Genomic DNA, 21,684 nt, shown 5'->3' on the forward strand with positions numbered 1-21,684 from the left:
CTGGCGCCGATCACGCGACGGGACCGGACACGCCCGATCGGTGGCGCAGCTCAGTGGGAGGAGGTGTCCCGGTCGGTGTCGTCCCCTTGCCGCGGTGGCGTCGCACGAGCTTGACGACGTACCAGACCACGACCACCACGATGACGGCGACGATCACCCATTGGAAGTAGCCCACGTAGTTCTGCACGACGTCGTACTGGTCACCCAGCCAGTACCCGGCGCAGATGAGGGCGGCGTTCCACACGAGGCTGCCGAGGAACGTGAAGATCGAGAACTGTACGAACGGCATGCGTTCGAGCCCGGCGGGGATGGAGATCAGGCTCCGCACGATGGGCATGAGTCGTCCGAAGAACACCGCCGACCTGCCGTGCCGGTTGAACACGCTCTCGGCCTTGACCATGTCGTCGACGTCGACCATCGGCATCTTGTCGATGATGTGGATGAGCCGGTCGCGGCCGAGGACGACCCCGAGCCAGTACAGCGCCCAGGCGCCGACCAGGGAACCCACGGTGGCCCAGACGATGGCCGCGGTCAACGACATCGACCCCACGCCGGCGGTGAAGCCGGCGAGGGGGAGGAACACCTCGCTGGGGATCGGCGGAAAGATGTTCTCCAGCGCGACGAGCACGGCCACACCAGGGGCACCGAGCGCCTCCATGATGGAGACCGCCCAACCGGCGATGCCGTCCGTGGGAGGGGAGGCGGCGGCGGCGAGAAACGGTGCCGGGGAAAGCATTCGGACGTCCTTGCTGGAGGTGGGGTGACACGTCATTAGACCGCCGGAGGCTGAGAGTTCGCTGGACCAATGGTGCGTGGGGAGTCGGTCGAGGAGGGGGCGGGAAGCTCCGTGACGAGGGTCTCGTTCACCGAAAGTGCTGATCGCGAGGCCGCTGCTAGTCTCGAAAAAGCAGGCTGCCCAGCTCTCGAAACGCGCCGCCCCGCCCGGTGCTCCGTCCCGGGGACCGGTCGCGTCCGGCAGACACGACGACGTGGGAGGACATCGCCACATGCGCAGTGCCAAGGACTTCTTCGCCCCCTCGCGGTCGGGGCCCCCACCCCGTTGCGGGAGATCCCGAGCCGGCCCAGCCGGGCCATCCACTTCTTCGACCCGAGCAACGCCAAGATGGCCGCCAAGGTGCCGGCGATGGCGGGCACCGTCGATGTGCTGCTCGGCAACCTCGAGGACGCGATCAAGGCCGACAACAAGGAGGCCGCGCGCGAGGGCCTCGTGACGATCGGCAGGGAGACCGACTTCGGCACCTCGCAGCTGTGGACGCGGGTCAACGCCCTGGACTCGCCGTGGGTGCTCGACGACCTCACCCGCCTCGTCACGGAGATCGGGGACAAGCTCGACGTGGTCATGGTGCCCAAGGTGCAGGGGGCCGAGGACATCCACTACGTCGACCGGCTGCTGGCGCAGCTCGAGGCCAAGGCGGGCGTGCAGCGGCCGATCCTCGTGCACGCCATCCTCGAGACCGCCCGCGGCATGGCCAACGTCGAGGAGATCTGCGGTGTGTCGCCGCGCATGCAGGGCATCTCGCTCGGCCCGGCCGACCTCGCCGCCGACCGCCGCATGAAGACGACGCGGGTGGGCGGCGGACACCCCGGTTACCTCGTGCGCTCGGACGCGGCCAAGACGGACGACGGCTACGACGTCCACGGCGAGCAGACGCCTCGCTCCACCTACCAGCAGGACCTGTGGCATTACACGATCGCGCGCATGGTCGACGCGTGTGCGATGCACGGGATCTTCCCGTACTACGGCCCGTACGGAGACATCACCGACGTGGTCGGGTGTGAGGACCAATTCCGTAACGCCTTCCTCCTTGGTTGTGTCGGTACATGGACGTTGCACCCGAAGCAGATCGAGATCGCCAAGCGGGTGTTCTCGCCGGCCCCCGAGGACGTCGAGCACGCCAAGCGCGTCGTCGAGGCGATGGGTGACGGCACCGGCGCGGTGATGCTGGACGGCAAGATGGAGGACGACGCCTCGCTCAAGCAGTGCCTGGTCATGGTGCGGCTCGCGGAGCAACTCGCCGAGGGCGACCCCGAACTCGCCGCCGCTTACGGGATGAAGGGCTGAACACCATGGATCAGGACACCGTGTTCCGGCCGCGCCGCTCGGTGCTGTACATGCCGAGTTCCAACGCTCGAGCGCTGGAGAAGGCCAAGACGCTCCCCTGCGACGGGCTCATCCTCGATCTGGAGGACGCCGTCGCCCCCGACGCCAAGGAGGGCGCGCGCGAGGCGGCCTGCGCCGCTGCCGCGAGCGGAGAGTACGGACGCCGAGAGCTGACGATCCGGGTCAACGGCATCGGCACCCGGTGGCACGAGGCCGACATGGCCGCAGCGGCGAAGGCGGGCCCCGACGCGATCGTCGTCCCCAAGGTGAACTCGGCCGAGGAGGTGCGGCAGCTGGTCGGCGCGATGGAGAAGGCCGGGGCCCCGGAGAAGACGACACTGTGGGCGATGGTCGAGACGCCCATCGCGATGTTGCGCGTCCACGAGATCGCCGCCGCCTCCGACCGGTTGTCGGTGCTGGTCATGGGCACCAACGACCTCGTCAAGGAGCTGTACGCCGAGCACGTGCCCGGCCGTGTGCCGCTGCTGACGGGGCTGGGGCTGGCGCTGCTCGCCGCCCGGGCGGAGGGCAAGGCGATCCTCGACGGCGTCTACAACGACGTGAAGAACACCGAGGGGTTCCTCGCCGAGTGCGCCCAGGGCCGCGAGATGGGTTTCGACGGCAAGACCCTGATCCACCCGGGTCAGGTCGAGGGCGCCAACTCCGCGTTCGCCCCGAGCGAGCAGGCCGTGACCGACGCGCGGGGCATCCTCGAGGCGTGGGAGGCCGGCAAGGGGACGGGCGTCGTCACCTACAACGGCAAGATGGTCGAGAGCCTGCACGTCGAGTCGGCCCAGCGCACGCTGACCATCCACGACGCGATCCAGGCGCTGCAAGCCGACTCCTGAGCCGAGCCTCCACCCCTCCGACCGGGTCTACGCCGAAACCGCCGCCTATAGCCGGCGGTTTCGGCGTTTCTCGGATCCGACGTGGTCGGTCAGGGCGTGCCTCCCATGACGATCTCGGCGACGTCCGTGGACGCCCTCATGATCGTCTTGGGGCCGGTGACGAACGGCTTCACGGCCTCTGCGCGAGGGCCGTCGCGCGGGGTGTCGGCCGTCACCAGGGCGTGACCTCGGTAGGCACCGACTCGTGATCTGGACCGAGTAACTTGGACGTCAGACCTGATCGGTGATTCGACGATCGGTCACGCGGGGAGGGCCCCGCGGGGGCTGCCTACTGCCGGGCAGCGTGTTCCACACAGGGGGAAGCATGTCTCGTCGTCGTCTCATCACCATCGTCCTGGCCGCCGGGCTGGCCGGGATTCCGGTCGTCACGGGGGCCGCGCCGGCGACCGCCGGATCGTCCCCCTCGGTCACGAGGTCGGTGGCCGCACCCACCCCGGCGCCGTCGCCGACGGTGAAGCCCACACCCAAGCCGACCGTGAAGCCCACGCCCAAACCGGCACCGAAGCCGACGACGAAGCCGGCGCCCACGACGGTGGCGGGGTCGCGGCCGCTGCTGCGTCCCGGGGCGCGAGGGGTCGCCGTCACGACGCTGCAGACCCGTCTGGCGAAGCTGGGGTACTGGCTGGGCGCGCCGAGCGGGCGGTACGACCACACGACCGCGCAGGCCGTGATGGCGCTGCAGAAGGTCGCCGGGTTGGGGCGGGACGGGGTGACCGGGCCGGCGACCTGGGCGGCTCTCGACCGAGGCATCCGACCGACGCCGAGGAGCGCCCGAGGCCGGGTCCTCGAGGTGGACCTGAAGAGGCAGGTTCTCCTGTTCGCCGTCGACGGCAAGCTGAAGTACGTCATCAACACGAGCACCGGCACGAAGGCCACCCCCACGCCGCGCGGGCTCTACCGCATCTTCCGGCAGCAGGACGGATGGCGAACGGCACCGCTCGGAAAGCTCTACCGCCCGAAGTACTTCCACCGCGGATACGCCGTCCACGGCGTCACCGACGGCCACATCCCCGGCTACCCGGCCTCGCACGGCTGCACCCGCGTCAGCATGAAGGCGATGGACATGATGTGGGCCAAGGGCGGCCTGCGCTATAACGACCGGGTCTGGGTGTACTGACCGCGGAGCATCGGGAGCCCATCCACGGGCAGCAATTAGGTAAGGCTAACCTGTGGAGCGTGACTACCGAGAAGCGCCGCCGCGTCCCGCGTGAAGCCGTCGTCACCCGCACCGAACGACTCACCCGCGACCTCGTGCGAGTCAGCTTCGAGGGGGACGGAGTCGCCCACATACCGCCGCTGAAATTCACCGACAGCTACATCAAGCTGCTGTTCCCGCCGGAGGGCGCGGACTACGCGTGGCCCTTCGACCCCGACCGGATGCGCGAGGAGGCACCCCGCGAACTCTGGCCCGTCACACGCACCTACACGATCCGCAGTCTCGACCAGGGCCGCATGTCCGTCGACTTCGTGCTGCACGGCGACTCCGGGCTCGCCGGCCCGTGGGCGGCCCAGGCGAGCCCCGGCGACAGGATCGGGTTCCTCGGCCCCGGTGGCGCGTGGGCGCCGGCAGCCGACGCCGACCATCACCTGTTCGTGGGCGACGAGTCGGCCGCGCCTGCAGTGGCCGCGGCTCTCGAGGCGCTGCCGCACGCGGCCGCCGCCACCGTGATCCTCGAGGTCACCGACGAATCCGTGCACATCCCGCTGCGCGCCATGCCTCACGTCGACGTGCGCTGGGTCCACCGGAACGACGCCGGCGAGGGTTACGGCGTCGCCCTGACCCGAGCCGTCCGCGAGACGCCCATCCCCGAGGGTGACGTGCGCGTCTTCGTCCATGGCAACGCCGACATGATCAAAGACCTGCGCCGCTTTCTGTTCGTCGAGAACGGGGTGCCGCGTGAGCGCGTGTCGATCTCCGGCTACTGGCGCACCGGTCAGGACGAGGACGCCTGGCAGAAGGGCAAGAAGGCGTTCGTCGAGCAGATGGAACGTGAGGAGTCCGAGACTGCGTGGGCGGGCTCACAGCGGACGTGACGAGCGTGGAAGCGCTCCCGACCGGCATACTCGGCGGGACGGCCGAGCCGACCGAAAGGGTTACCCATGTCCCGCCTGCAGAAGACCGAGGGCCTCACCGAGGAACAGACCGAGCTCGTCAAGCTGGTCCGCGAATTCGTCGAGGAGCAGATCATCCCCGTCGCGACGGAGATGGAGCACGCGGATGAGTACCCCACCGAGATCGTCGAGGCGATGAAGGAGATGGGGATCTTCGGGCTGATGATCCCCGAGGAGTACAGCGGCCTGGGGGAGTCGCTCCTCACCTACGCCCTGTGCGTCGAGGAGATCGCTCGCGGATGGATGAGCGTGTCGGGCATCATCAACACCCACTTCATCGTGGCGTACATGTTGCTCAAGCACGGCACCGAGGAGCAGAAGCAGAAGTACCTGCCGCGCATGGCCACCGGCGAGGTCCGTGGCGCCTTCTCGATGTCGGAGCCGGGCTGTGGTTCGGATGTGTCGGGCATCAAGTCCAAGGCCGTCAAGGAGGGCGACGACTGGGTCGTCAACGCCCAGAAGATGTGGCTGACCAACGGCGGCAGTTCCACGCTCGTGGCCGTGCTCGTCAAGACCGACACCGGTCACGACTCGGTGTACAAGAACATGTCGACCTTCCTCGTGGAGAAGGAGCCCGGATTCGGGCAGGTCGGCGAGGGCGTCAACGTGCCCGGCAAGATCGAGAAGATGGGCTACAAGGGCGTCGACACCACCGAGCTGATCCTCGACGGCTACCGCACCACCGACGCCGAACTCCTCGGCGGTGAGCCCGGCCAGGGCTTCTACCAGATGATGGACGGCGTCGAGGTCGGCCGCGTCAACGTCGCGGCGCGCGCCTGCGGCGTCGCCCGCCGGGCCTTCGAACTCGGCATCTCCTACGCCCAACAGCGGGAGACCTTCGGCAAGAGGATCGCCGACCACCAGGCCATCATGTTCCGCCTCGCCGACATGGCCACCAAGGTCGAGGCCTGCCACCAGATGATGGTGATGGCCGCCAAGCTCAAGGACTCCGGGCAGCGCAACGACGTCGAGGCCGGCATGGCCAAGTACCTCGCCGCCGAATACTGCGCCGACGTGGTCGAGCAGAGCTTCCGCATCCACGGCGGCTACGGATACAGCAAGGAGTACGAGATCGAGCGGCTCTACCGCGAGGCGCCGATGCTGCTCATCGGAGAGGGCACCGCCGAGATCCAGAAGATGATCATCGGCCGCAGCCTCCTCAAGGACTACGCGATCAAGCGCTGATCACACACGCACGGGGCTCCGCCCCGTGTGCCCCCGGACTGCGTGGACGCGGCTGCCGCCGCGGCGTTCTGTCTGTTCCGTCCGTTCAGGCTCGCTTCGCTCGCGAACGGGCGGGGCTGCGCCCCCGTGTGCCCCCGGGACTGCGTGGACGCGGCTGCCGCCGCGGCGTTCTGTCTGTTCCGTCCGTTCAGGCTCGCTTCGCTCGCGAACGCACGGGGGCTGCGCCCCCGTGTACCCCCGCAGAGGCATGGGCGCGGCTTCGCCGCGGTGACTTCTCTGTTCCGCCCGTTCAGGCTCGCTTCGCTCGCGAACAGGCGGGCCTCGCTCCCGCTCGGCGACCGCGACGTGCCGTGGGTGCCCGGAACTGCGCTCCCCCTCGCGCCGCACTCCTCCATCTGTGGTGAGAATGGGGCATGGCCACCTCTCCTGGAATGTCCGGACGCCTGCCGGCGTCCAAGCTGCAGCTCGACAACCCCCGTAGCCTTGCCGTGTACGACAGCTACGAGGACGCGCAACGCGCGGTCGACTACCTCTCCGATCACGGCTTCGCCGTCGAGAACGTGATGATCGTCGGCACCGACCTGCGTCAGGTCGAGCGGGTCACCGGGCGGATGAGTCTGGCCAAGGCGCTCGCCGGTGGCGCCCTCAGCGGAATGTGGCTGGGGCTCATGGTCGGCGTGCTCATGTCACTGTTCATCGAGGACGACATGTGGATGACGATCGTGTCCTCGGTGCTCTTCGGTGCCGTCTTCTTCACCATCTGGGCGGGCATCGGCTACGCGTTCACCCAGGGCAAGCGTGACTTCACCTCGGTGAGTCAGGTCGTCGCCACCCGATACGAGATCCTCGTCGAGCACGCCAAGTTCGACGAGGCCAACCGCATCCTGCGCGGGCCGGCGCAGGGGCAGGATCACGGCCGCGAGCACCAGTCACGCGAGCCGCACCACTCCCGCGAGCCGCACGGACGTGAGCAGGACCAGCCGCCCGCGGCGGCTCCCACCCAGCCCGCGCCCCCGCGTGAGCCGCACGAGACCGAGCGCCCCGACGCCGGGCGGCGTCCCGTGGTCGACCGGCCCGAGGACGAGCCGCGCGACCCATGGCGCGCGCCCCCGGCCTGACACCACGCAGAGCGCGCAGCGCCTCGGCCGGGCGCCGGAACCGACATCGCGCACCGCTCGCAAAAAATCCCGAGAACCGTTGGGCAACAGACGTGTTCGGCGATCGTACGATCGTCCTGGACGATCTTCTCACACGACTCTCGGGCTGCCAGGATGCCGCTCGGCCTCCTCGGCCGGGGACACGGACCCGAGGGTGACCGCCACGATCGTCGGCGCTGCTCTCCCTCTCGCGGTGCCCTGACCCAGGAGGACCGAGTGGCCAAGCAGCGCCTCGTTCGACGCGCCCCGAGTGGCGACGTCCTACGTCTCGAGTGGGAGGGAGCCGCGCCCGGTAGCGAGGTCGTCGGCGTCCGATTCGCCGGTGGCAACTACGGCCGCGGATTCCAGATCCATCCCCTCGGCGCCCACGACGCCGCCGTCGAGCGGTTCGTGCAGGGCGCGCGCACCTCCCGACTGGTCGTGGGTCGCCACGAGGTCAAGGTCTCGGTGGCGCCCGACGACTCGAGCACCACGGCCACCCTCATCGGACGGCACCACGAGCTGATGACCGTGTTCACGGGACCGGCGCCGGCGACCGGCCGCATCGTCGACATCTTCGGCGTCCTCGACATCGACGACGCTCCTCAGGGCATGCGGGTCACCCCGGCGCGCAGCACCCTGCTGTCGGTGCTGAACGAGCATCTCGTGGTGTTCGCCGAGGACTTCGTCTCCATGGACATGCCCGGGCCCGCCCATGCCCACCGGGTGGTGCCTCGCCACCGCGGCAATCGCACGCGGCGCGGCAACGAGGTGTGGAAGTCGACCTTCCCGGGTCGTGGCCGCGGCCGTGGCCGGGCCCGTGACTTCGCCTACATCGTGGGTGGTCGGAGCGGAGTCGCCGAGGTCGTCGCATCGGACGTCGACGCGACGACCGATGCCGCCGTGCTCGCCATGGTCGACTCGCTCGACGTCGCGTGGAGCCCGGGAAGCTGATGGACGCCGTCATCGCACTGCAGATCCTGCAGTGGGTCGCGATCGTCGTGGTCTACCTCGGATTCGCCGCTCTGCTGCGCGAGACCCGCCTGTTGCGCGGGCAGGTGTCGCGCCTGCAGCTGCAGGTCTCCACCCTGGGCGGAGAGGGCGGCGCGCGGGCCGAGGAGGAGCCTCTTCCGGAGCGGGTGACCGGTGGGCGTGACGGCGTGGTCGTCGTCGCCGACACCACCTGCCCCTCCTGCGCGCTCGTCCTCGAGCGGCTGATGTCGCACCGAGGACACCTGCGGGCGCAGGTCACCCTGCTCACCTGGGAACCCGAGGAGGACTGGTCGCACCTGGAGTCCGTCCGCATCGTCCGGGATGCCCAGGCGTGGTCGAACCTCGCCCACCTCACGCCGCCGATCCTCCTGCGGGTCGAGGCGTCCGGACGCATCGCCTCCCTGCACCTCCCCTCCGGCATCGAGGACATCGACGCCACCCTGACCTCCTGGGGCGTGCTCGCCCCGGCCACCGAAAGGGATCTCGCATGACTCTCACCCTGGATCAGATCCCCGCCGCGGACACCGCGCCCGAGGGCGCCGAGAAGACCGAGGCGCTCAGTGCCCTGGGCGCCATGGCCCGCCGACGCACGGTCCTGCGCGGCATAGCCCTCGCCGCGACGACCGTGGGCGCGACGGCTCTGGGCTGGTCACCGCTCGGCGGAGGCACCGCGGCGCGGGCGGAGACCTCGCCGAGCGGCCTGCAGGGCTGGGACGCCAACGACTGCAAGGACGCCTACCCGAACGGGTACGCCGAGCAGCGCGACACCGAAGGCGCCTACACCACCCGGCCGGGCGCGTGCTACGGCGGCTACCGGATGGGCTCGACGCTGTGCGACTCCACCGGATGGCACCGCGCGGACGTGGAGCGTCGCTCCTGGCTGGAGTCGTGGGCCTACCGTCCGACCTCGACGGCCTGCGGCGCCACCACGACGAAGAACGCCTGGAAGTGGACCGTCGACGGCACGACCTATCGCTGCTCCGACGGGGTCATGTCGGTGCGGTACCTCGGAATGAGCTGGTACTCCTACCTGACCATCTGTCGGTCCATCGTCTGATCGTGTCGGTCCTGACCTCGTCCCGACGCAGATGGCACCCGGTCACGGGGGCGATCACCCTCGCCCTGCCCTGCCTGCTCGCCGTGCTGCTCGCGGTGGGCGGGTCGGCCGATGCCGGCGCGGTGGTCGGGGGCCTGACCGCGTTCCTCGTCATGGGTGCCGTCGCGGGATTCTCCGTCTCGGGCTCCACCTGAAGTCGCAACTCGGCCGCCGTGCTGAACTCGCCCGTGTGGCGAGGATCCCCTTCCCGGGCCTTCGCGCTCGGTCTGCTCGCCGGTGGCGTCGCGTCCGCGCTCGCCCTGGTCGTCCTCGGGTCCGTCCTGCGGCTGCTTGCGCCCCCGCTCGTCTGGCTGACGCTGGCCGCGGCCTGGTTCGTCGTCCTCGCCGTGCGCGAGACCGGCGCGATCTCCTTCGCCCTGCCCCAGAACGCCCGCCTGGTGCCCGAGTCGGTGTTCCGGCACGGCCCGTTCTTCGGACCGTTCCAGTTCGGGCTGGAGATGGGCACGGGCGTGCGCACCTACGTGACCTCCGGGCTTCCGTACGCGCTGGTCGTCGTGGTCGCGTTCCTCGCGACGCCTGTGACGGCGGTGGCCGCAGGGATCGGGTTCGGCCTGGGTCGCAGCGTGATGACCTTCGGCAACCTGCGCTACGACGAGGACGCCGGCTGGGACCGGGAGTTCGACCGCTGGGGCGTCCTCATCCGCGTCCTGGTGTTCGTGTCCTACGCGGTCTCACTCGGAGTGGTGGCGCACCCGTTCCTCTGACCAGAGGGCGATGACGGCGGGGATGACCCAGGCGACCAGCGCCACCACCACCGCCGCGCCCAGGGCGAGGACGCGGTCGATCGTGGAGGGCGGAGGCGTGCCCAGGAGCGCGGGGGCGGTTCCCAGCGCGAGTGCCCCGGCGCGGAGGGGGACCGCCCAGGTCAAGGGTTCGACGCCGAAACAGGCACACGGGGAGCCGGGGGCCGAACGCATCGCCCTGGCCGTGTAGAGGCAGAACACGGTGTACAGCGCGACGACCCCGGCCACCGCCCCGATCCAGAGGAACCGAAGGTCCTCGACGGCGACGAACCACAGGCCCAGGGTTCCCGCGCCGAGGAGGAGCTCGACCGGCCCCAGCATCGGGGCCGACCGCGCCGCCCACGGCGGAAGGACCCCGTGCCGACGCACCGAGACCACCAGGAGCGGGCGGTGACGCAGATGCCCGGGAGCCGCGGCGAGCAGCAGCACGGCCGCCGCCAGGACGACGACGGCTGAGGCTCCGGTCACGGCGTTCACAGCGATGGGGGAGTGCGTGCTCAGCGGGAGAGGATGTCGCCCATCCAGGCCTCGACGTCCGTCGACGTGCGCGGCAGCATCGCCGAGAGGTTCTCGTGGCCGTCCTCGGTGATGAGGATGTCGTCCTCGATCCGGACGCCGATGCCGCGGAACTCCGGCGGCGCGAGTTCGTCGTCGGCCTTGAAGTACAGGCCGGGCTCGACGGTGAGGACCATCCCGGGGCGCAGTTCGGCGTCCATGTAGTCCTCGCGCAGGGCCATGGCGCAGTCGTGCACGTCCATCCCCAGGTGGTGGCTGGTGCCGTGGACCATCCACCGCCGGTGGTACTGGCCCTTCTCGGCGTCGAGGGTCGCCTCGACGTCCACCCCGTCAGGCAGCAGCCCCCAGTCGAACAGGTGCCGGGCGATGACGCGGATCGCGGCCGCGTGCACGTCCTTGAACCGATTGCCCGGGCGGCACGCCTCGATGCCGGCGCTCTGGGCCTCGTACACGGCGTCGTAGATGCGGCGCTGGGCGTCACTGAACGTGCCCGAGACGGGCAGGGTGCGGGTGACGTCGGCGGTGAACAGCGAGTCGACCTCGATGCCGGCGTCGAGCAGCAGGAGGTCGCCGTCGCGCAGGTCACCGGTGTTGCGGATCCAGTGCAGCGTGTTGGCGTGGTCGCCCGACGCGCAGATCGAGTCGTAACCGACGCCGTTGCCGTGGTGGCGTGCGTGGAGGCCGAACACCCCCTCGACCCACCGCTCGCCGCGTCCCCGCCTCTTGGCCTCGGGCAGGTCGGCCACGACCGCCTCGAACGCGCGCGCCGTTCCCTCGCAGGCCAGACGCATCTGGTCGCGCTCCCACTCGTCCTTGACCAGGCGCATGGTCGAGCAGTGGCGGGCGAGTTCGGCGTCACCCTCGACGGCGGTGGCGACCTCCTGCTCGCTCTGGCCCGCCTCGCTGCGCGCCACGTCGACGGTGGAGGCGATGTCGACGTCCGCGTCGCGGATCACGCGCAGACCGACCTGACCGGCGTCCTTGGCCACGGCATCACCGAACTCGTCGATGTGGCGCGTGGCGATCCCCAGCTCCGCAGCCATGCTCTCCAGGGTCGGGCGTGACCCGACCCAGAACTCGCCGTAGCGGGAGTCGGCGAAGAACTCCTCGCTGTCCCGTGGCGCGAGCGGCCGGAAGTACAGGACCGGGTCGTGCCCGTCCTCGGTGGGCTCGAGTACCAGGACGGCGTCGGGCTCGCGGTCGGCACCCAGTCCCGTCAGGTAGGAGAACGCCGTGTGCGGCCGGAAGACGTAGTCGGTGTCGTTGCTGCGGACCTTGAGCCCACCGGCGGGAATCACCAGGCGTTCGCCGGGGAACGCCTCGGACAAGGCCCGCCTGCGCGCCGGTGTCCACGAGGCCACCTCGATGGCCTGCGGCAACGTCTCGTCCCGCGGTGCCCAACCGCTCGCGATGAACGCGCGGAACTCCTTGCCGGAGGGGCGGCTGCGGTGGTCGGAGGACTTCGGCTGCTTCTCACTCACCACGTCATGGTGTCACGCCGACACGGGCACGATCAGTCGATCCCTGCGAACCCCCACCGGTGCCCGGCACGCCCGTGTGCGAGACGGTTTGCCGCGTTCGGACCCGGTGCCCCACAGTTGAGGTCGTGACCGAGCAGTTCTCGCCCGACCCCCAGCCAAGCGCCCATCACGACTACGACAAGTACGAGGTCAATCCGACCCTCACCGGCGTCTCCAGCGACCCGCCGTCCGAGGTGTTCGAGATCGTCGACCAGAGCGTCGTCGAGGCCAACATGGGATCGGCGGTCACCGCCGCGCGTACGACGCCCCCGCAGAAGATCGGCGCGAAGACCGCGTTCATCCGGCGTGCCAAGAGCGCGGTGCGCGCCGTCGATCCGCCGACCTGGGGACTCGACCTGCGCGAGATCAGCGACGGCATCGAGAAGGCGCGCTCGCGTGCCGTCATCGACCTCGCCATGCGCATCGCAGAGTCGACCCTGTCCACGGGCGCGTCGGCCGCCGACGTCACGGCCAACACCCTCGCCGTCACCTCTGCCTACGGACTCCGGGCGGTGCACGTCGATGTCACGTTCACCTCGATCGCCGTCACCCACCACCGGGGCGCGCACGAGGACCCGGTGACGATGGTGCGGATCGTGCGCGTGCGGGTCGCCGACTACGACCGGCTCGCCGCCACCCAGCAACTCATCTCCGACATCGCCGACGGCGACCTCCCACTCGAGGACGCACAACGCCGGTTCTTCGACATCATGGGTCGCCCGCACCTGTACCGCCGCTGGGTCATCACCCTGTCGTTCGTGCTGCTCGGCGGGGGAGTGGCCACCCTCATCGGAGGACGACCGCTGGAGATCCTCCTCGCCATGCTCATCTCCGGGCTCGTCGACCGCGCCATGATCTGGACCGGCCGCAAACGCGTCGCCACGTTCTTCGCCCAGATGCTCGGCGGCGCCATCCCCACCGTCTTCGCGACGATCATCATCGCCCTCCGCGAGCACATCCCGTTCATCGACGCCTCCGTCAGACCCTCGGTGCTCGTCGCCACCGGCATCGTCATCCTGCTCGCCGGACTCTCCGTCGTCGGCGCCGCGCAGGACGCCATCGACGGGTACTACGTGACCGCCGCAGCGCGAACCTTCGAAGTCGTCGTCCTCACCCTCGGCATCCTCGTCGGCGTCCTCGGCACCATCACCCTCGCCTCCACCCTCGGAGTGCCGTCCTACCTCATCCCGCCCGCGTCACTGGCCACCTCACCCGTGGTCCAGCTCATCGCTGTCGCGTTCATCGCGATCTCCTACGTCCTCGGCTGCTACGCGCGCCCGCGGACCATCCTCATCTCCGTCGGGATGGGCCTCCTCGGCTGGACCGCGTCCCTCATCGTCGGTGAACTCGAGGTCGGCGGCCTCGCCGCCACCGCCCTGGCCTGCGTCGTCGTCGGCTTCTTCTCCCAACCCGCCGCCTGGATGTTCCGAGTCCCCTCCCTCGCCATCAGCACCGCCGGCATCGTCGCCTTCCTCCCCGGCAGCATGGTCTACCGGGGCCTCTACTACCTCGTCGAACCCGCCCCCGTCACCACCCCCAGCACCGACGGACCCACCCTCCTGTGGACCGCAGCCGGCACCGGACTCGCCATCGCCGGCGGCGTCAGCCTCGGCTCCTACTTCGGGCGCCAGGTCAAACGCGACCCCCGCAGCGCACAGGCCCGCGCCTCCGCCCGAGCACTCCGGCGCGGCGCAGCACCCGTGGCGGACTGACGTCCGCCCCGCAGGCGGCGCCCGCCCGCCTTCGGCGGACACCGCCCGCGGCGGGTTCACCTGCATCGACGCCGCTTCGCGAAGGTCGCCGCAAAGGCGGCTCAGACGCGTGCCCATCTGAACCGGATGACCTCGCGCCGATTCCAGCGACCCAGCAGGCCACGCCAACTCGGCGCCGAAGACGAAGACGCCGACGAAGTCGCCGTGTTCGTCATCGGCCCGAGAATCCGTCCGAGCGAAGCGAGGCTTGGATTCTCGGAACATCCACTGCGCCGCCGCGAAGCGGTGTCCATGCAGTTGATGTCCGCCGAAGGCGGGGTGCAGTCGACATTCGCCGAAGGCTGGATGGGTCAGCGGATCGAGGTCACTGTGCTCGCGCTCTTGACCCGGCCTGACTCGTCCTTGACGACCACCCGGTACTCCATGCGGGTGCCCTTACGGATGTCCACGGTGTCGTGGAAGACCTGGTACGGGGCGTTGTCGTCGATGCCCAGCAGCGTCCACGTCGGCTGACCCGCTCGCCTCGCGTAGAACGTCGCCTGCACGAAGCGGCCCTCGGAGACGTTCGCCGCCACCCGCATCCGGCCGTCGCTCGTCATCGGCCACGTGGTCGCCATCCGCACCGCCGGCGTCGTCGCGACACGATCGACCTTGGTGGCGGCCTTGTGCGCCACCGCCGACAGAGGCGGCACCGTCACCGTGACCTTGCCGGTGCGGTCGGAGCGGACCGCCGTCTTCGTGCCGAACACCGGCGCGAAACTCTCTCGCGCGTTGTACGTCGGGAACGTCACCGTCTTCGCCGTCGTCGCGTTGTTCACCGCGACGACGTACTCCCGCTGGTCCTTCGCGTCGATCCGCGAGAACGCGAAGACCCCCGCACGTGACGGCGCCAGGCGGGTCACCTGCGCGCCGTCGGCCAGGGCCGGGTGCTCCTCTCGCAGGTTCGCGAGCCCAGAGAGCTGCCGGTAGAGACGCGAATCCGTGTCGAACCGGTCGCGGGCGCCGGCCGGGCCGAGGAGCGTGGGTTCCTCGGCGTACAGCTCGGTCTTCGTCGCGAACATGTCGTGACGCGCGGCCTGGTCGTTGCCGGTGCCGATGAAGCCCTGCTCGTCGCCGTAGTAGACGATCGGCTGGCCGCGGGTCAGGTACATGAGGGTGTTGGCCAACTCCACGCGGCGCAGCAGATCGGCCCGATCGAACGGCTTCTTGCCGTTCGCTCCCGTCCGGCCCTGATTGAGCAGGAAGGGCAGACGACCCATGTCGTGGTTGCCGGTGAACGTCGGCAGCGAGTACGCGTTGGAGTCGGCATCGGTGTAGAGGTCGTCATTGCGGTAGAAGGCGCCGAGGGCCTGCGGGGTGCCGCCGGCCACGAACTCCTGCGCCGCCTTCTGGAAGCCGAAGTCCAGCGCCGCGGGCAGCGTGCCGCGGGTCGAGTACCGGCTCATCTCCAGAGGATCGGGGTCGGCGATCTCGCCGAACATGAAGAAGTCGTCGTTGCCCGCCTTCTTCGCGCGCTCGATCATGCGCGGGGAGAACTGCTGCCAGAACTCCATGTTGACGTGCCGGGTCGTGTCGATGCGGAACCCGTCGATACCCAGGTCGACCCACGCCTCGTAGATCTCGCCCATCCCGTCGACCACCTCGGGACGCTCGGTGAAGAGGTCGTCGAGCCCGAAGAAGTCGCCGTACAGGGAGTTCTCGCCCTCGAACGTCGTGTCGCCCCGGTTGTGGTACATCGTCGGGTCATTGAGCCAGGCCGGGACCTTGACAGTGCGGTCCGCCTCCGACTCGAACGTCGGGGTGAGCGGGAAGGACGTCCGGACGTCCAGCTTCGGAAACACCGAGGTGCCGGCGTAGTCGCGGTCGTCGAAGACCCGCCCGGAGGCGTCGCGGTAGGGCTCCTTGCTCTTCGAGATGTACACGTACCGGTTCTCGGTGTACTTGATGACGTCGGCCGTGTGGTTGGTGATGATGTCGAAGTAGACCTTCATCCCCTTGGCGTGGGCCGCGGCGATGAGCTTCTTCATCTCCTCGTTGGTGCCGAAGTGCGGGTCGATCTGCGTGAAGTCGGTGACCCAGTAGCCGTGATATCCCGCGCTCTCCTGACCGGCGGGCCCCTGCACGGGCCGGTTCTTGAACGAGGGGGTGAGCCAGATCGCGGTCGTGCCCATGCCCTGGATGTAATCCAGCTTCTGCATGATTCCGGCGAGGTCACCACCGTGGAAGAAGCCCTTGTGGGTGGGGTCGAACCCGGTCTTGAGCGGGCCACCGGAGAGTCCGCCGCGATCGTTGGCGGGATTTCCGTTGGCGAACCGGTCGGCCATGACGAAGTAATAGCGCTCACGCGTCGGCGCGTGACGCAGTGAGGTGCGGGGTGTGGGCTGGACCCCGTCGGCCGACGGCGCCGCCGGGTGCGGCTGCTGCGCGGGAGCGGCAAGCGCGCCCCAGGCAGCCGGCGTCATCAGGGACAGGGAGAGGGCGGCAGTGGTGCCGATGACGAGGGTGCGGCGGGAATTCACGACAGCTCCTTTGCTGCAGTAGCAGATCCAGCGTCAGCGTAGGTCACCTCGGGCCCCGTGTGGGGTGGAGTCGTGTGGCGGTGTGGTGAACGGCCGCCGACACGGGCGGCCACGGTGTCGGCACCGGACGCCACCCGGAGCCGGCGGGGGCGACGAGACGCGCCTCGCGGGCGGTGCGCCCGGCGGCATCGGGTGGGGGCGCAGGGTAATGAAAAGGTAAAGACCCGTGGGTAACTCTGGGTCGTTCGCCTACCCGAGGGCTAGGTTCCTCGGACCTGCCAGGAATTCTGGGGCACCCTCGAAGATGCGGAGTCATCATGCCAGCACCCAGAGCACATCGGCTCGGCGGAATTCTCGCCGCGAGCCTGAGTACGTCCGCCCTCGTCGCCGGAAGTTTCGGCTTCTTCGGCACCGACCTCATGACCGAGAAGGGCGCTGCTCCCCACGCGTCCCCTGTGAAAAATGCCCCTGCCGCCGTCGGCCTGCAGACCGCCGCCGATCCCGGACCGTTCCCCGCCTCCGTCGTTCCCGCCGGTGGCAGCATCACGATCCCGGGTGAGCGCGAGGGGAAAGTACCCTCCCCATCGTCTCCTACCCTCAGGTGCAGCCGAAGAGCCCGGGAAAGATGGACTTCGAGCATTATCACACGGGTATCGAGATCGAATGGTGGCTCAAGAAGTGGGCCGCCGATCACCCCGACATCGTCGATCTGTACGTCGTGGGTGAATCCTTCTCCGGAAACCGATCTACCAGTTGACGCTCACGAACAAGGCCGCGGGCAAGGACACCGACAAGCCCGCCGCCTACTTCGAGGGCAACCGGCACTCCGGTGAGGTCACCTCGGCGGAGGCCTCGCTCTGGCTGGCCTGGCATCTCATCGAGAACAAGGACTCGCGCCAGATCGAATCGCTCCTGAAGGACAAGGCGATCTACATCCGCCCGGTGAACAACCCCGACGGGCACGACATGTACCTGTACACGGCACAGACGAACCGCTCGTCCGTGCGGCCCCACGACAGCGACGGCGACGGTCGCATCGACGAGGACCCCGGTGAGGACCTCAACGGAGACGGCTTCATCTCCCAGATGCGGCAGCACGTCGGAGCCGGCAAGGGCACCCACGTCATCGACGACCGTGACCCCGCCGGCAACGCGATGCGCAACGTCGGGCAGGGCAAGGGCGACTACCTCATCACGCCGGAGGGTATCGACAACGACGGCGACGGCCGCATCAACGAGGACGGCATCGGCGGGCTCGACCTGCACCGCAACTACCCGACCAACTGGCGGGTGGAGGCCTCCGCGGACGCGACCGGGCGAGGGTTCACGCAGAACGGCGCCGGTGAATATCCGTTGTCCGAACCGGAGACCCGTCACGTGTACACGTGGCTGATGTCGCACACCAACATCGGGGTCGTCAACAGCATGGACACGCGGGTTCCGATGCACCTGCGCGGCCCCTCGACCTGTGAGCAGGACGAATGCATGGCCCCCAAGGACGCGCAGTTGTACGAGGCGTTCGACAAGAAGGGTGTCTCCTTCACCGGCTACCCCTATGCCGGCAACGTCTACCGCGACTACGCCACCCGATTCGGCGGAAATCCGACCCCGCTGTTCGGCCACGGACCTGACTTCGGCTACTTCGGATACGGCGCCATGTGGTACGGCGACGAACTCTGGAACGGCGGTCAGAACACCGACTACGACAAGGATGGACGCTACGACGAATGGGAATTGTCGCGGTGGTGTCACGAGAACGGGCGCAAGAATTGCTTCATCCCGTGGACCAAGCAGGCACACCCCACCCTGGGTGAGGTCGAGATCGGAGGGATCAACCCCAAGTTCTGGTCGCAGAACCCGCAGCCCGATCTGCTCGAGCCGTGGGCGGCCAACCAGAGCAAGTTCAACCTGTGGATGACCAGGCAGTTGCCGGAGGTCGGGATCGTCTCCGCCAACGCCAAGGCCGTCCGCGGCAGCGAGGACGGGGCCACGCACGAGATCACGGTCCGCGTGCGCAACACCGGGCAGCTCCCGACCGCGCTGGAGATGGCCAAGCAGATCAAGATCGTGCGTCCCGACACGGTCCGGGTCGACGGCGCACAACCGGTGGGAACGCCACCCGCCTATCACCTGGACGCGCGGCAGGCCATGAAGGTCACGCTGCGGGTCAAGAAGACCGGCGGCGACAAGGTCACCGTGACCTCCGTGAGTACACGCGGAGGAGTGGACTCCACCTCCGTCGCGCTTCGCTGACCAGGCTCGTCGACGGTGGGCCGGCTCCCCGGAGCCGGCCCACCCCGGCGGTCCCCACCCCAGCGCGAACGGCCCGATCCTCACGAGGATCGGGCCGTTCGCTGCTGTGCTGGGGTGCTGCCGGGTCAGTAGTTGATCATGTGCCCGGAGATGCCGTGGACGGCCTCCTTGATCGCCTCGCCGAGGGTCGGGTGGGCAAACACGGTGCGCGAGAGCTCGTCGGCGGTGAGGTCCCACTGCTTGGCCACGTTGAGGGCCGGGAGGAGTTCGGTGACGTCCGGCCCGATCATGTGGCAGCCGAGGATCTCGTTGTACTTGGCGTCGGCCACGACCTTGACGAACCCGACGGCGTCGCCGAGCCCCTGCGCCTTGCCGTTGGCGGTGAAGGGGAACGTCGCCGTCTTGACGTCGTAGCCCTTGTCCTTGGCCTGCTGCTCGGAGTACCCCATCGAGCCGATCTGCGGGTGGCAGTACGTGGCTCGCGGGATGAAGTCGAAGTCGATCGGCATGGTGTCGGCGCCGGCGATGGTCTCGGCGGCGACGATGCCCATGGCCTCGGCGACGTGGGCGAGCATCAGCTTGGCCGTGACGTCGCCGATGGCGTAGACGCCGTCGATGTTGGTGCGGCAGTAGTCGTCGATCTTGATCGCGCCGCGCTCGGTGAGTTCGACGCCGAGGGTGTCCAGCCCGTAGCCCTCGGTGCGCGGCTGGAAGCCGATGGCCGAGAGCAGGCGGTCGGCCTCGAGGGTCTGGGACTCGCCGCCGTCGGCGGGCGCCACGGTCACCTTGACGCCGGAGTCGGTGTCCTCCACGCCCTCGACCTTGGTGGAGGTCATGACCTTGACGCCGAGCTTCTTGTAGTGCTTGGCGAGTTCCTTGCTGACCTCCGGGTCCTCGGTGGGCACCATGCGGTCGAGGAACTCCACGATCGTCACGTCGACGCCGAAGTTCTTCATGACGTAGGCGAACTCGACGCCGATGGCGCCGGATCCGGCGATGATGATGCTGCCCGGGAGTTCCTCGTCGAGGATCTGCTCCTCGTAGGTGACGACGTTCTTGCTGACCTTGACACCCGGCAGCATCTTGGTGACCGCGCCGGCGGCGATGATGAGGTCGTCGTAGGTGACCTCCTTGGCGCCGTCCTTGGTCTCGACGGAGATCTTGCCCTTCTCACCGAGGGTGCCCCAGCCGTCGATCTCGGTGATCTTGTTCTTCTTCATGAGGAAGTGGACACCCTTGACGATGCCCGAACTCACCTGACGGCTGCGCTTGTGCGTGGGGCCGTAGGACATGGTGGCGTCACCCTCGATGCCGTACTTCTTCTTGTCGTGGGCGAGGGTGTGGGCCAGTTCGGCGTTCTTGAGCAGCGCCTTGCTGGGGATGCAGCCGACGTTGAGGCAGACCCCGCCCCAGTACTGCTTCTCGATGACGGCAACGGACTTGCCGAGTTGCGAGGCGCGGATGGCGGCGACATAACCGCCGGGACCAGCACCGAGGACGACGACGTCGTAGTGATCAGCCATGGCGGTCAGCCTACCGGGATGCTCCCGCGTGCGGTCGGGGTACGCCACCCCCAGCCTCACCGCCCTCCGGTGGAGCCCCGGCGGCACCCCCGACGACGCGCCTCGGACAGGAGGCCACGACGAGACAGGAGGCCTGGCGCGACTGTGTCAGACCTCTCCTGCTGTTTCAGGTGAGGGGTGGGAGGATGGCGCCGGACGATGACGTCGATGCAGGAGGAGCGCGCACCGTGGCGAGCAGGACCCCCGACACAGCACAGAGGGCCAAGAACCGGACCGGGAACTTCTTCGAGGACTTCGAGATCGGACAGGAGATCCTGCACGCGACACCCCGGACCGTGAGCGAGGGCGACGTCGCCCTCTACACGGCTCTGTACGGCTCGCGTTTCGCGGCCACGAGCGCCGAGACGTTCGCCCGCGACCTCGGCTATCCGCGGATGCCGGCCGACTCCCTGCTCGCCTTCCACCTGGTGTTCGGCAAGACCGTGCCCGACATCTCGCTCAACGCCGTCGCCAACCTCGGCTACGCGGGGGCCGGTTCGGCGTGCCCGTCTACCCCGGCGACACCGTGTCCACCACCTCGACCGTCATCGGCCTCAAGCCCAACTCCTCGGGCCGCAACGGCAACGTGTACGTCCGGTCGGTCGGCGTCAACCAGGACGGGGAGGTCGCGCTCGACTACGTGCGGTGGGTCATGGTCAACCGCCGTGAGGCCACCGAGGAGATCGGCGAGGCCGTGATCCCCGACCTGCCCGGCGCCGTGGCCGCCGAGGACCTCGTCGTGCCGGTCGAGATCTCCGGCTACGACGAGGTGATGAAGACCCTCGCGGGCAGCGAACACCTCTGGGGCGACTACGAGGTGGGCGAGAAGATCGACCACGTCGACGGCATGACGATCGAGGAGTCCGATCACATGCTCGCCACCCGGCTGTACCAGAACACGGCGAAGGTGCACTTCAACCAGTTCGCGCAGAAGGACACGAAGATCGGGCGCCGCCTCATCTACGGCGGACACGTCATCAGCCTGGCCCGCGCGTTGTCGTTCAACGGGCTCGGCAACGCGTTCGCCATCGCGGCGATCAACGCCGGCGCGCACGCCAACCCCACGTTCGCCGGTGACACCATCCACGCCTGGAGCGAGGTGCTCGAGCGCATGGAGATCCCCGGACGCACCGACGTCGGCGCCCTGCGCCTGCGCACGGTCGCCACCAAGGACCTGCCCTGCGCCGACTTCCCTCTGCGGATCACCGAGGGCGACAAGGCCGGCGCCTACCACCCGCAGGTCGTCCTCGACCTCGACTACACGGTGCTCATCCCGCGCTGACCCG

At 68.9% G+C, this 21,684-nt stretch carries 20 protein-coding genes and 1 pseudogene; 15 read left to right on the forward strand and 6 right to left on the reverse strand.

Features of this window, described 5'->3' with window-relative positions; translation table 11 throughout:
* Positions 1-10: 10 nt before the first annotated feature.
* On the reverse strand, positions 11-736 hold the full coding sequence (locus QQK49_RS04440; RefSeq protein ID WP_284302890.1) for a DedA family protein: 726 nt from the start codon (positions 734-736) through the stop codon (positions 11-13).
* Between the two features lie 271 nt (positions 737-1,007).
* Between QQK49_RS04440 and QQK49_RS04445 the strand changes: the two are divergent.
* Positions 1,008-2,083: pseudogene (locus QQK49_RS04445) on the forward strand (HpcH/HpaI aldolase/citrate lyase family protein).
* Positions 2,084-2,088: 5 nt separating this feature from the next.
* A complete protein-coding gene (locus QQK49_RS04450; RefSeq protein ID WP_284302891.1) occupies positions 2,089-2,970 on the forward strand; it encodes an HpcH/HpaI aldolase/citrate lyase family protein in 882 nt (293 codons plus the stop codon).
* A gap of 89 nt (positions 2,971-3,059) precedes the next feature.
* Here the strand turns inward: QQK49_RS04450 and QQK49_RS04455 are convergent, their stop codons facing one another.
* Positions 3,060-3,185 carry a hypothetical protein gene (locus QQK49_RS04455; protein ID WP_284302892.1) on the reverse strand — a complete coding sequence of 42 codons (126 nt, stop codon included), beginning with the start codon at positions 3,183-3,185 and terminating at the stop codon, positions 3,060-3,062.
* Between the two features lie 149 nt (positions 3,186-3,334).
* Here QQK49_RS04455 and QQK49_RS04460 point away from each other — a divergent pair, with 149 nt between their 5' ends.
* From QQK49_RS04460 to QQK49_RS04500, 9 genes are all read left to right on the forward strand, one after another.
* Positions 3,335-4,147: a L,D-transpeptidase family protein gene (locus QQK49_RS04460; protein ID WP_284302893.1), complete on the forward strand. Its 813-nt coding sequence runs from the start codon at positions 3,335-3,337 to the stop codon at positions 4,145-4,147.
* 59 nt (positions 4,148-4,206) lie between these two features.
* A complete protein-coding gene (locus QQK49_RS04465; RefSeq protein ID WP_284302894.1) occupies positions 4,207-5,064 on the forward strand; it encodes a siderophore-interacting protein in 858 nt (285 codons plus the stop codon).
* Positions 5,065-5,130: 66 nt separating this feature from the next.
* Entirely contained in the window at positions 5,131-6,327 is a 1,197-nt protein-coding gene (locus tag QQK49_RS04470) for an acyl-CoA dehydrogenase family protein (protein WP_284302895.1), read from the forward strand.
* 413 nt (positions 6,328-6,740) lie between these two features.
* A complete protein-coding gene (locus QQK49_RS04475; RefSeq protein WP_284302896.1) occupies positions 6,741-7,445 on the forward strand; it encodes a YflT domain-containing protein in 705 nt (234 codons plus the stop codon).
* 255 nt (positions 7,446-7,700) lie between these two features.
* On the forward strand, positions 7,701-8,417 hold the full coding sequence (locus tag QQK49_RS04480) for a hypothetical protein (protein ID WP_284302897.1): 717 nt from the start codon (positions 7,701-7,703) through the stop codon (positions 8,415-8,417).
* Positions 8,417-8,947, forward strand: coding sequence for a hypothetical protein (locus QQK49_RS04485; RefSeq protein WP_284302898.1), 531 nt, complete (start codon positions 8,417-8,419; stop codon positions 8,945-8,947). Before QQK49_RS04480 ends, QQK49_RS04485 begins: the two co-directional genes overlap by 1 nt.
* On the forward strand, positions 8,944-9,513 hold the full coding sequence (locus QQK49_RS04490) for a hypothetical protein (RefSeq protein WP_284302899.1): 570 nt from the start codon (positions 8,944-8,946) through the stop codon (positions 9,511-9,513). Before QQK49_RS04485 ends, QQK49_RS04490 begins: the two co-directional genes overlap by 4 nt.
* A gap of 2 nt (positions 9,514-9,515) precedes the next feature.
* Positions 9,516-9,707, forward strand: coding sequence for a hypothetical protein (locus tag QQK49_RS04495; protein WP_284302900.1), 192 nt, complete (start codon positions 9,516-9,518; stop codon positions 9,705-9,707).
* Positions 9,708-9,725: 18 nt separating this feature from the next.
* The gene (locus tag QQK49_RS04500) at positions 9,726-10,277 is read left to right on the forward strand and encodes a hypothetical protein (protein ID WP_284302901.1); all 552 of its coding nucleotides are present in this window, start codon (positions 9,726-9,728) and stop codon (positions 10,275-10,277) included.
* On the opposite strand, the gene QQK49_RS04505 is transcribed toward QQK49_RS04500, so the two are convergent.
* Positions 10,245-10,784 carry a MauE/DoxX family redox-associated membrane protein gene (locus QQK49_RS04505; RefSeq protein WP_284302902.1) on the reverse strand — a complete coding sequence of 180 codons (540 nt, stop codon included), beginning with the start codon at positions 10,782-10,784 and terminating at the stop codon, positions 10,245-10,247. The two genes, QQK49_RS04500 and QQK49_RS04505, sit on opposite strands and share 33 nt — an antisense overlap.
* Before the next feature lie 29 nt (positions 10,785-10,813).
* Positions 10,814-12,313: an aminopeptidase P family protein gene (locus tag QQK49_RS04510; RefSeq protein ID WP_284302903.1), complete on the reverse strand. Its 1,500-nt coding sequence runs from the start codon at positions 12,311-12,313 to the stop codon at positions 10,814-10,816.
* A 125-nt stretch (positions 12,314-12,438) separates the two neighbouring features.
* Between QQK49_RS04510 and QQK49_RS04515 the strand changes: the two genes are divergently transcribed.
* A complete protein-coding gene (locus tag QQK49_RS04515; protein WP_284302904.1) occupies positions 12,439-14,064 on the forward strand; it encodes a threonine/serine exporter family protein in 1,626 nt (541 codons plus the stop codon).
* 350 nt (positions 14,065-14,414) lie between these two features.
* Here QQK49_RS04515 and QQK49_RS04520 read toward each other — a convergent pair whose 3' ends face one another.
* Complete coding sequence (locus QQK49_RS04520) at positions 14,415-16,583, reverse strand: alpha-amylase family glycosyl hydrolase (protein WP_284302905.1); 2,169 nt, start codon at positions 16,581-16,583, stop codon at positions 14,415-14,417.
* 601 nt (positions 16,584-17,184) lie between these two features.
* Here QQK49_RS04520 and QQK49_RS04525 point away from each other — a divergent pair.
* Together QQK49_RS04525 and QQK49_RS04530 are read left to right on the forward strand one after the other, a co-directional pair.
* Positions 17,185-17,340, forward strand: coding sequence for a hypothetical protein (locus QQK49_RS04525; RefSeq protein ID WP_284302906.1), 156 nt, complete (start codon positions 17,185-17,187; stop codon positions 17,338-17,340).
* Complete coding sequence (locus tag QQK49_RS04530; RefSeq protein WP_284302907.1) at positions 17,337-18,836, forward strand: M14 family metallopeptidase; 1,500 nt, start codon at positions 17,337-17,339, stop codon at positions 18,834-18,836. Before QQK49_RS04525 ends, QQK49_RS04530 begins: the two co-directional genes overlap by 4 nt.
* 125 nt (positions 18,837-18,961) lie before the next feature.
* On the opposite strand, the gene lpdA is transcribed toward QQK49_RS04530, so the two are convergent.
* Positions 18,962-20,359: a dihydrolipoyl dehydrogenase gene (lpdA, locus tag QQK49_RS04535; protein ID WP_284302908.1), complete on the reverse strand. Its 1,398-nt coding sequence runs from the start codon at positions 20,357-20,359 to the stop codon at positions 18,962-18,964.
* A gap of 541 nt (positions 20,360-20,900) precedes the next feature.
* On the opposite strand from lpdA, the gene QQK49_RS04540 reads away from it, so the two are divergent.
* Positions 20,901-21,680, forward strand: coding sequence for a hotdog family protein (locus QQK49_RS04540; RefSeq protein ID WP_284302909.1), 780 nt, complete (start codon positions 20,901-20,903; stop codon positions 21,678-21,680).
* Positions 21,681-21,684: the final 4 nt, after the last annotated feature.

The sequence above is a fragment of the Mobilicoccus caccae genome, assembly GCF_030161635.1.
Taxonomy (GTDB): domain Bacteria; phylum Actinomycetota; class Actinomycetes; order Actinomycetales; family Dermatophilaceae; genus Mobilicoccus; species Mobilicoccus caccae.

Excerpts from the sequence above, each read along its gene's own strand:
- QQK49_RS04470 (WP_284302895.1), top strand. The coding sequence starts at position 5,131 with ATGTCCCGCCTGCAGAAGACCGAGGGCCTCACCGAGGAACAGACCGAG.
- QQK49_RS04475 (WP_284302896.1), top strand. The coding sequence starts at position 6,741 with ATGGCCACCTCTCCTGGAATGTCCGGACGCCTGCCGGCGTCCAAGCTG.
- QQK49_RS04490 (WP_284302899.1), top strand. The coding sequence starts at position 8,944 with ATGACTCTCACCCTGGATCAGATCCCCGCCGCGGACACCGCGCCCGAG.
- QQK49_RS04460 (WP_284302893.1), top strand. The coding sequence starts at position 3,335 with ATGTCTCGTCGTCGTCTCATCACCATCGTCCTGGCCGCCGGGCTGGCC.
- QQK49_RS04485 (WP_284302898.1), top strand. The coding sequence starts at position 8,417 with ATGGACGCCGTCATCGCACTGCAGATCCTGCAGTGGGTCGCGATCGTC.
- QQK49_RS04450 (WP_284302891.1), top strand. The coding sequence starts at position 2,089 with ATGGATCAGGACACCGTGTTCCGGCCGCGCCGCTCGGTGCTGTACATG.
- QQK49_RS04440 (WP_284302890.1), bottom strand. The coding sequence starts at position 736 with ATGCTTTCCCCGGCACCGTTTCTCGCCGCCGCCGCCTCCCCTCCCACG.
- lpdA (WP_284302908.1), bottom strand. The coding sequence starts at position 20,359 with ATGGCTGATCACTACGACGTCGTCGTCCTCGGTGCTGGTCCCGGCGGT.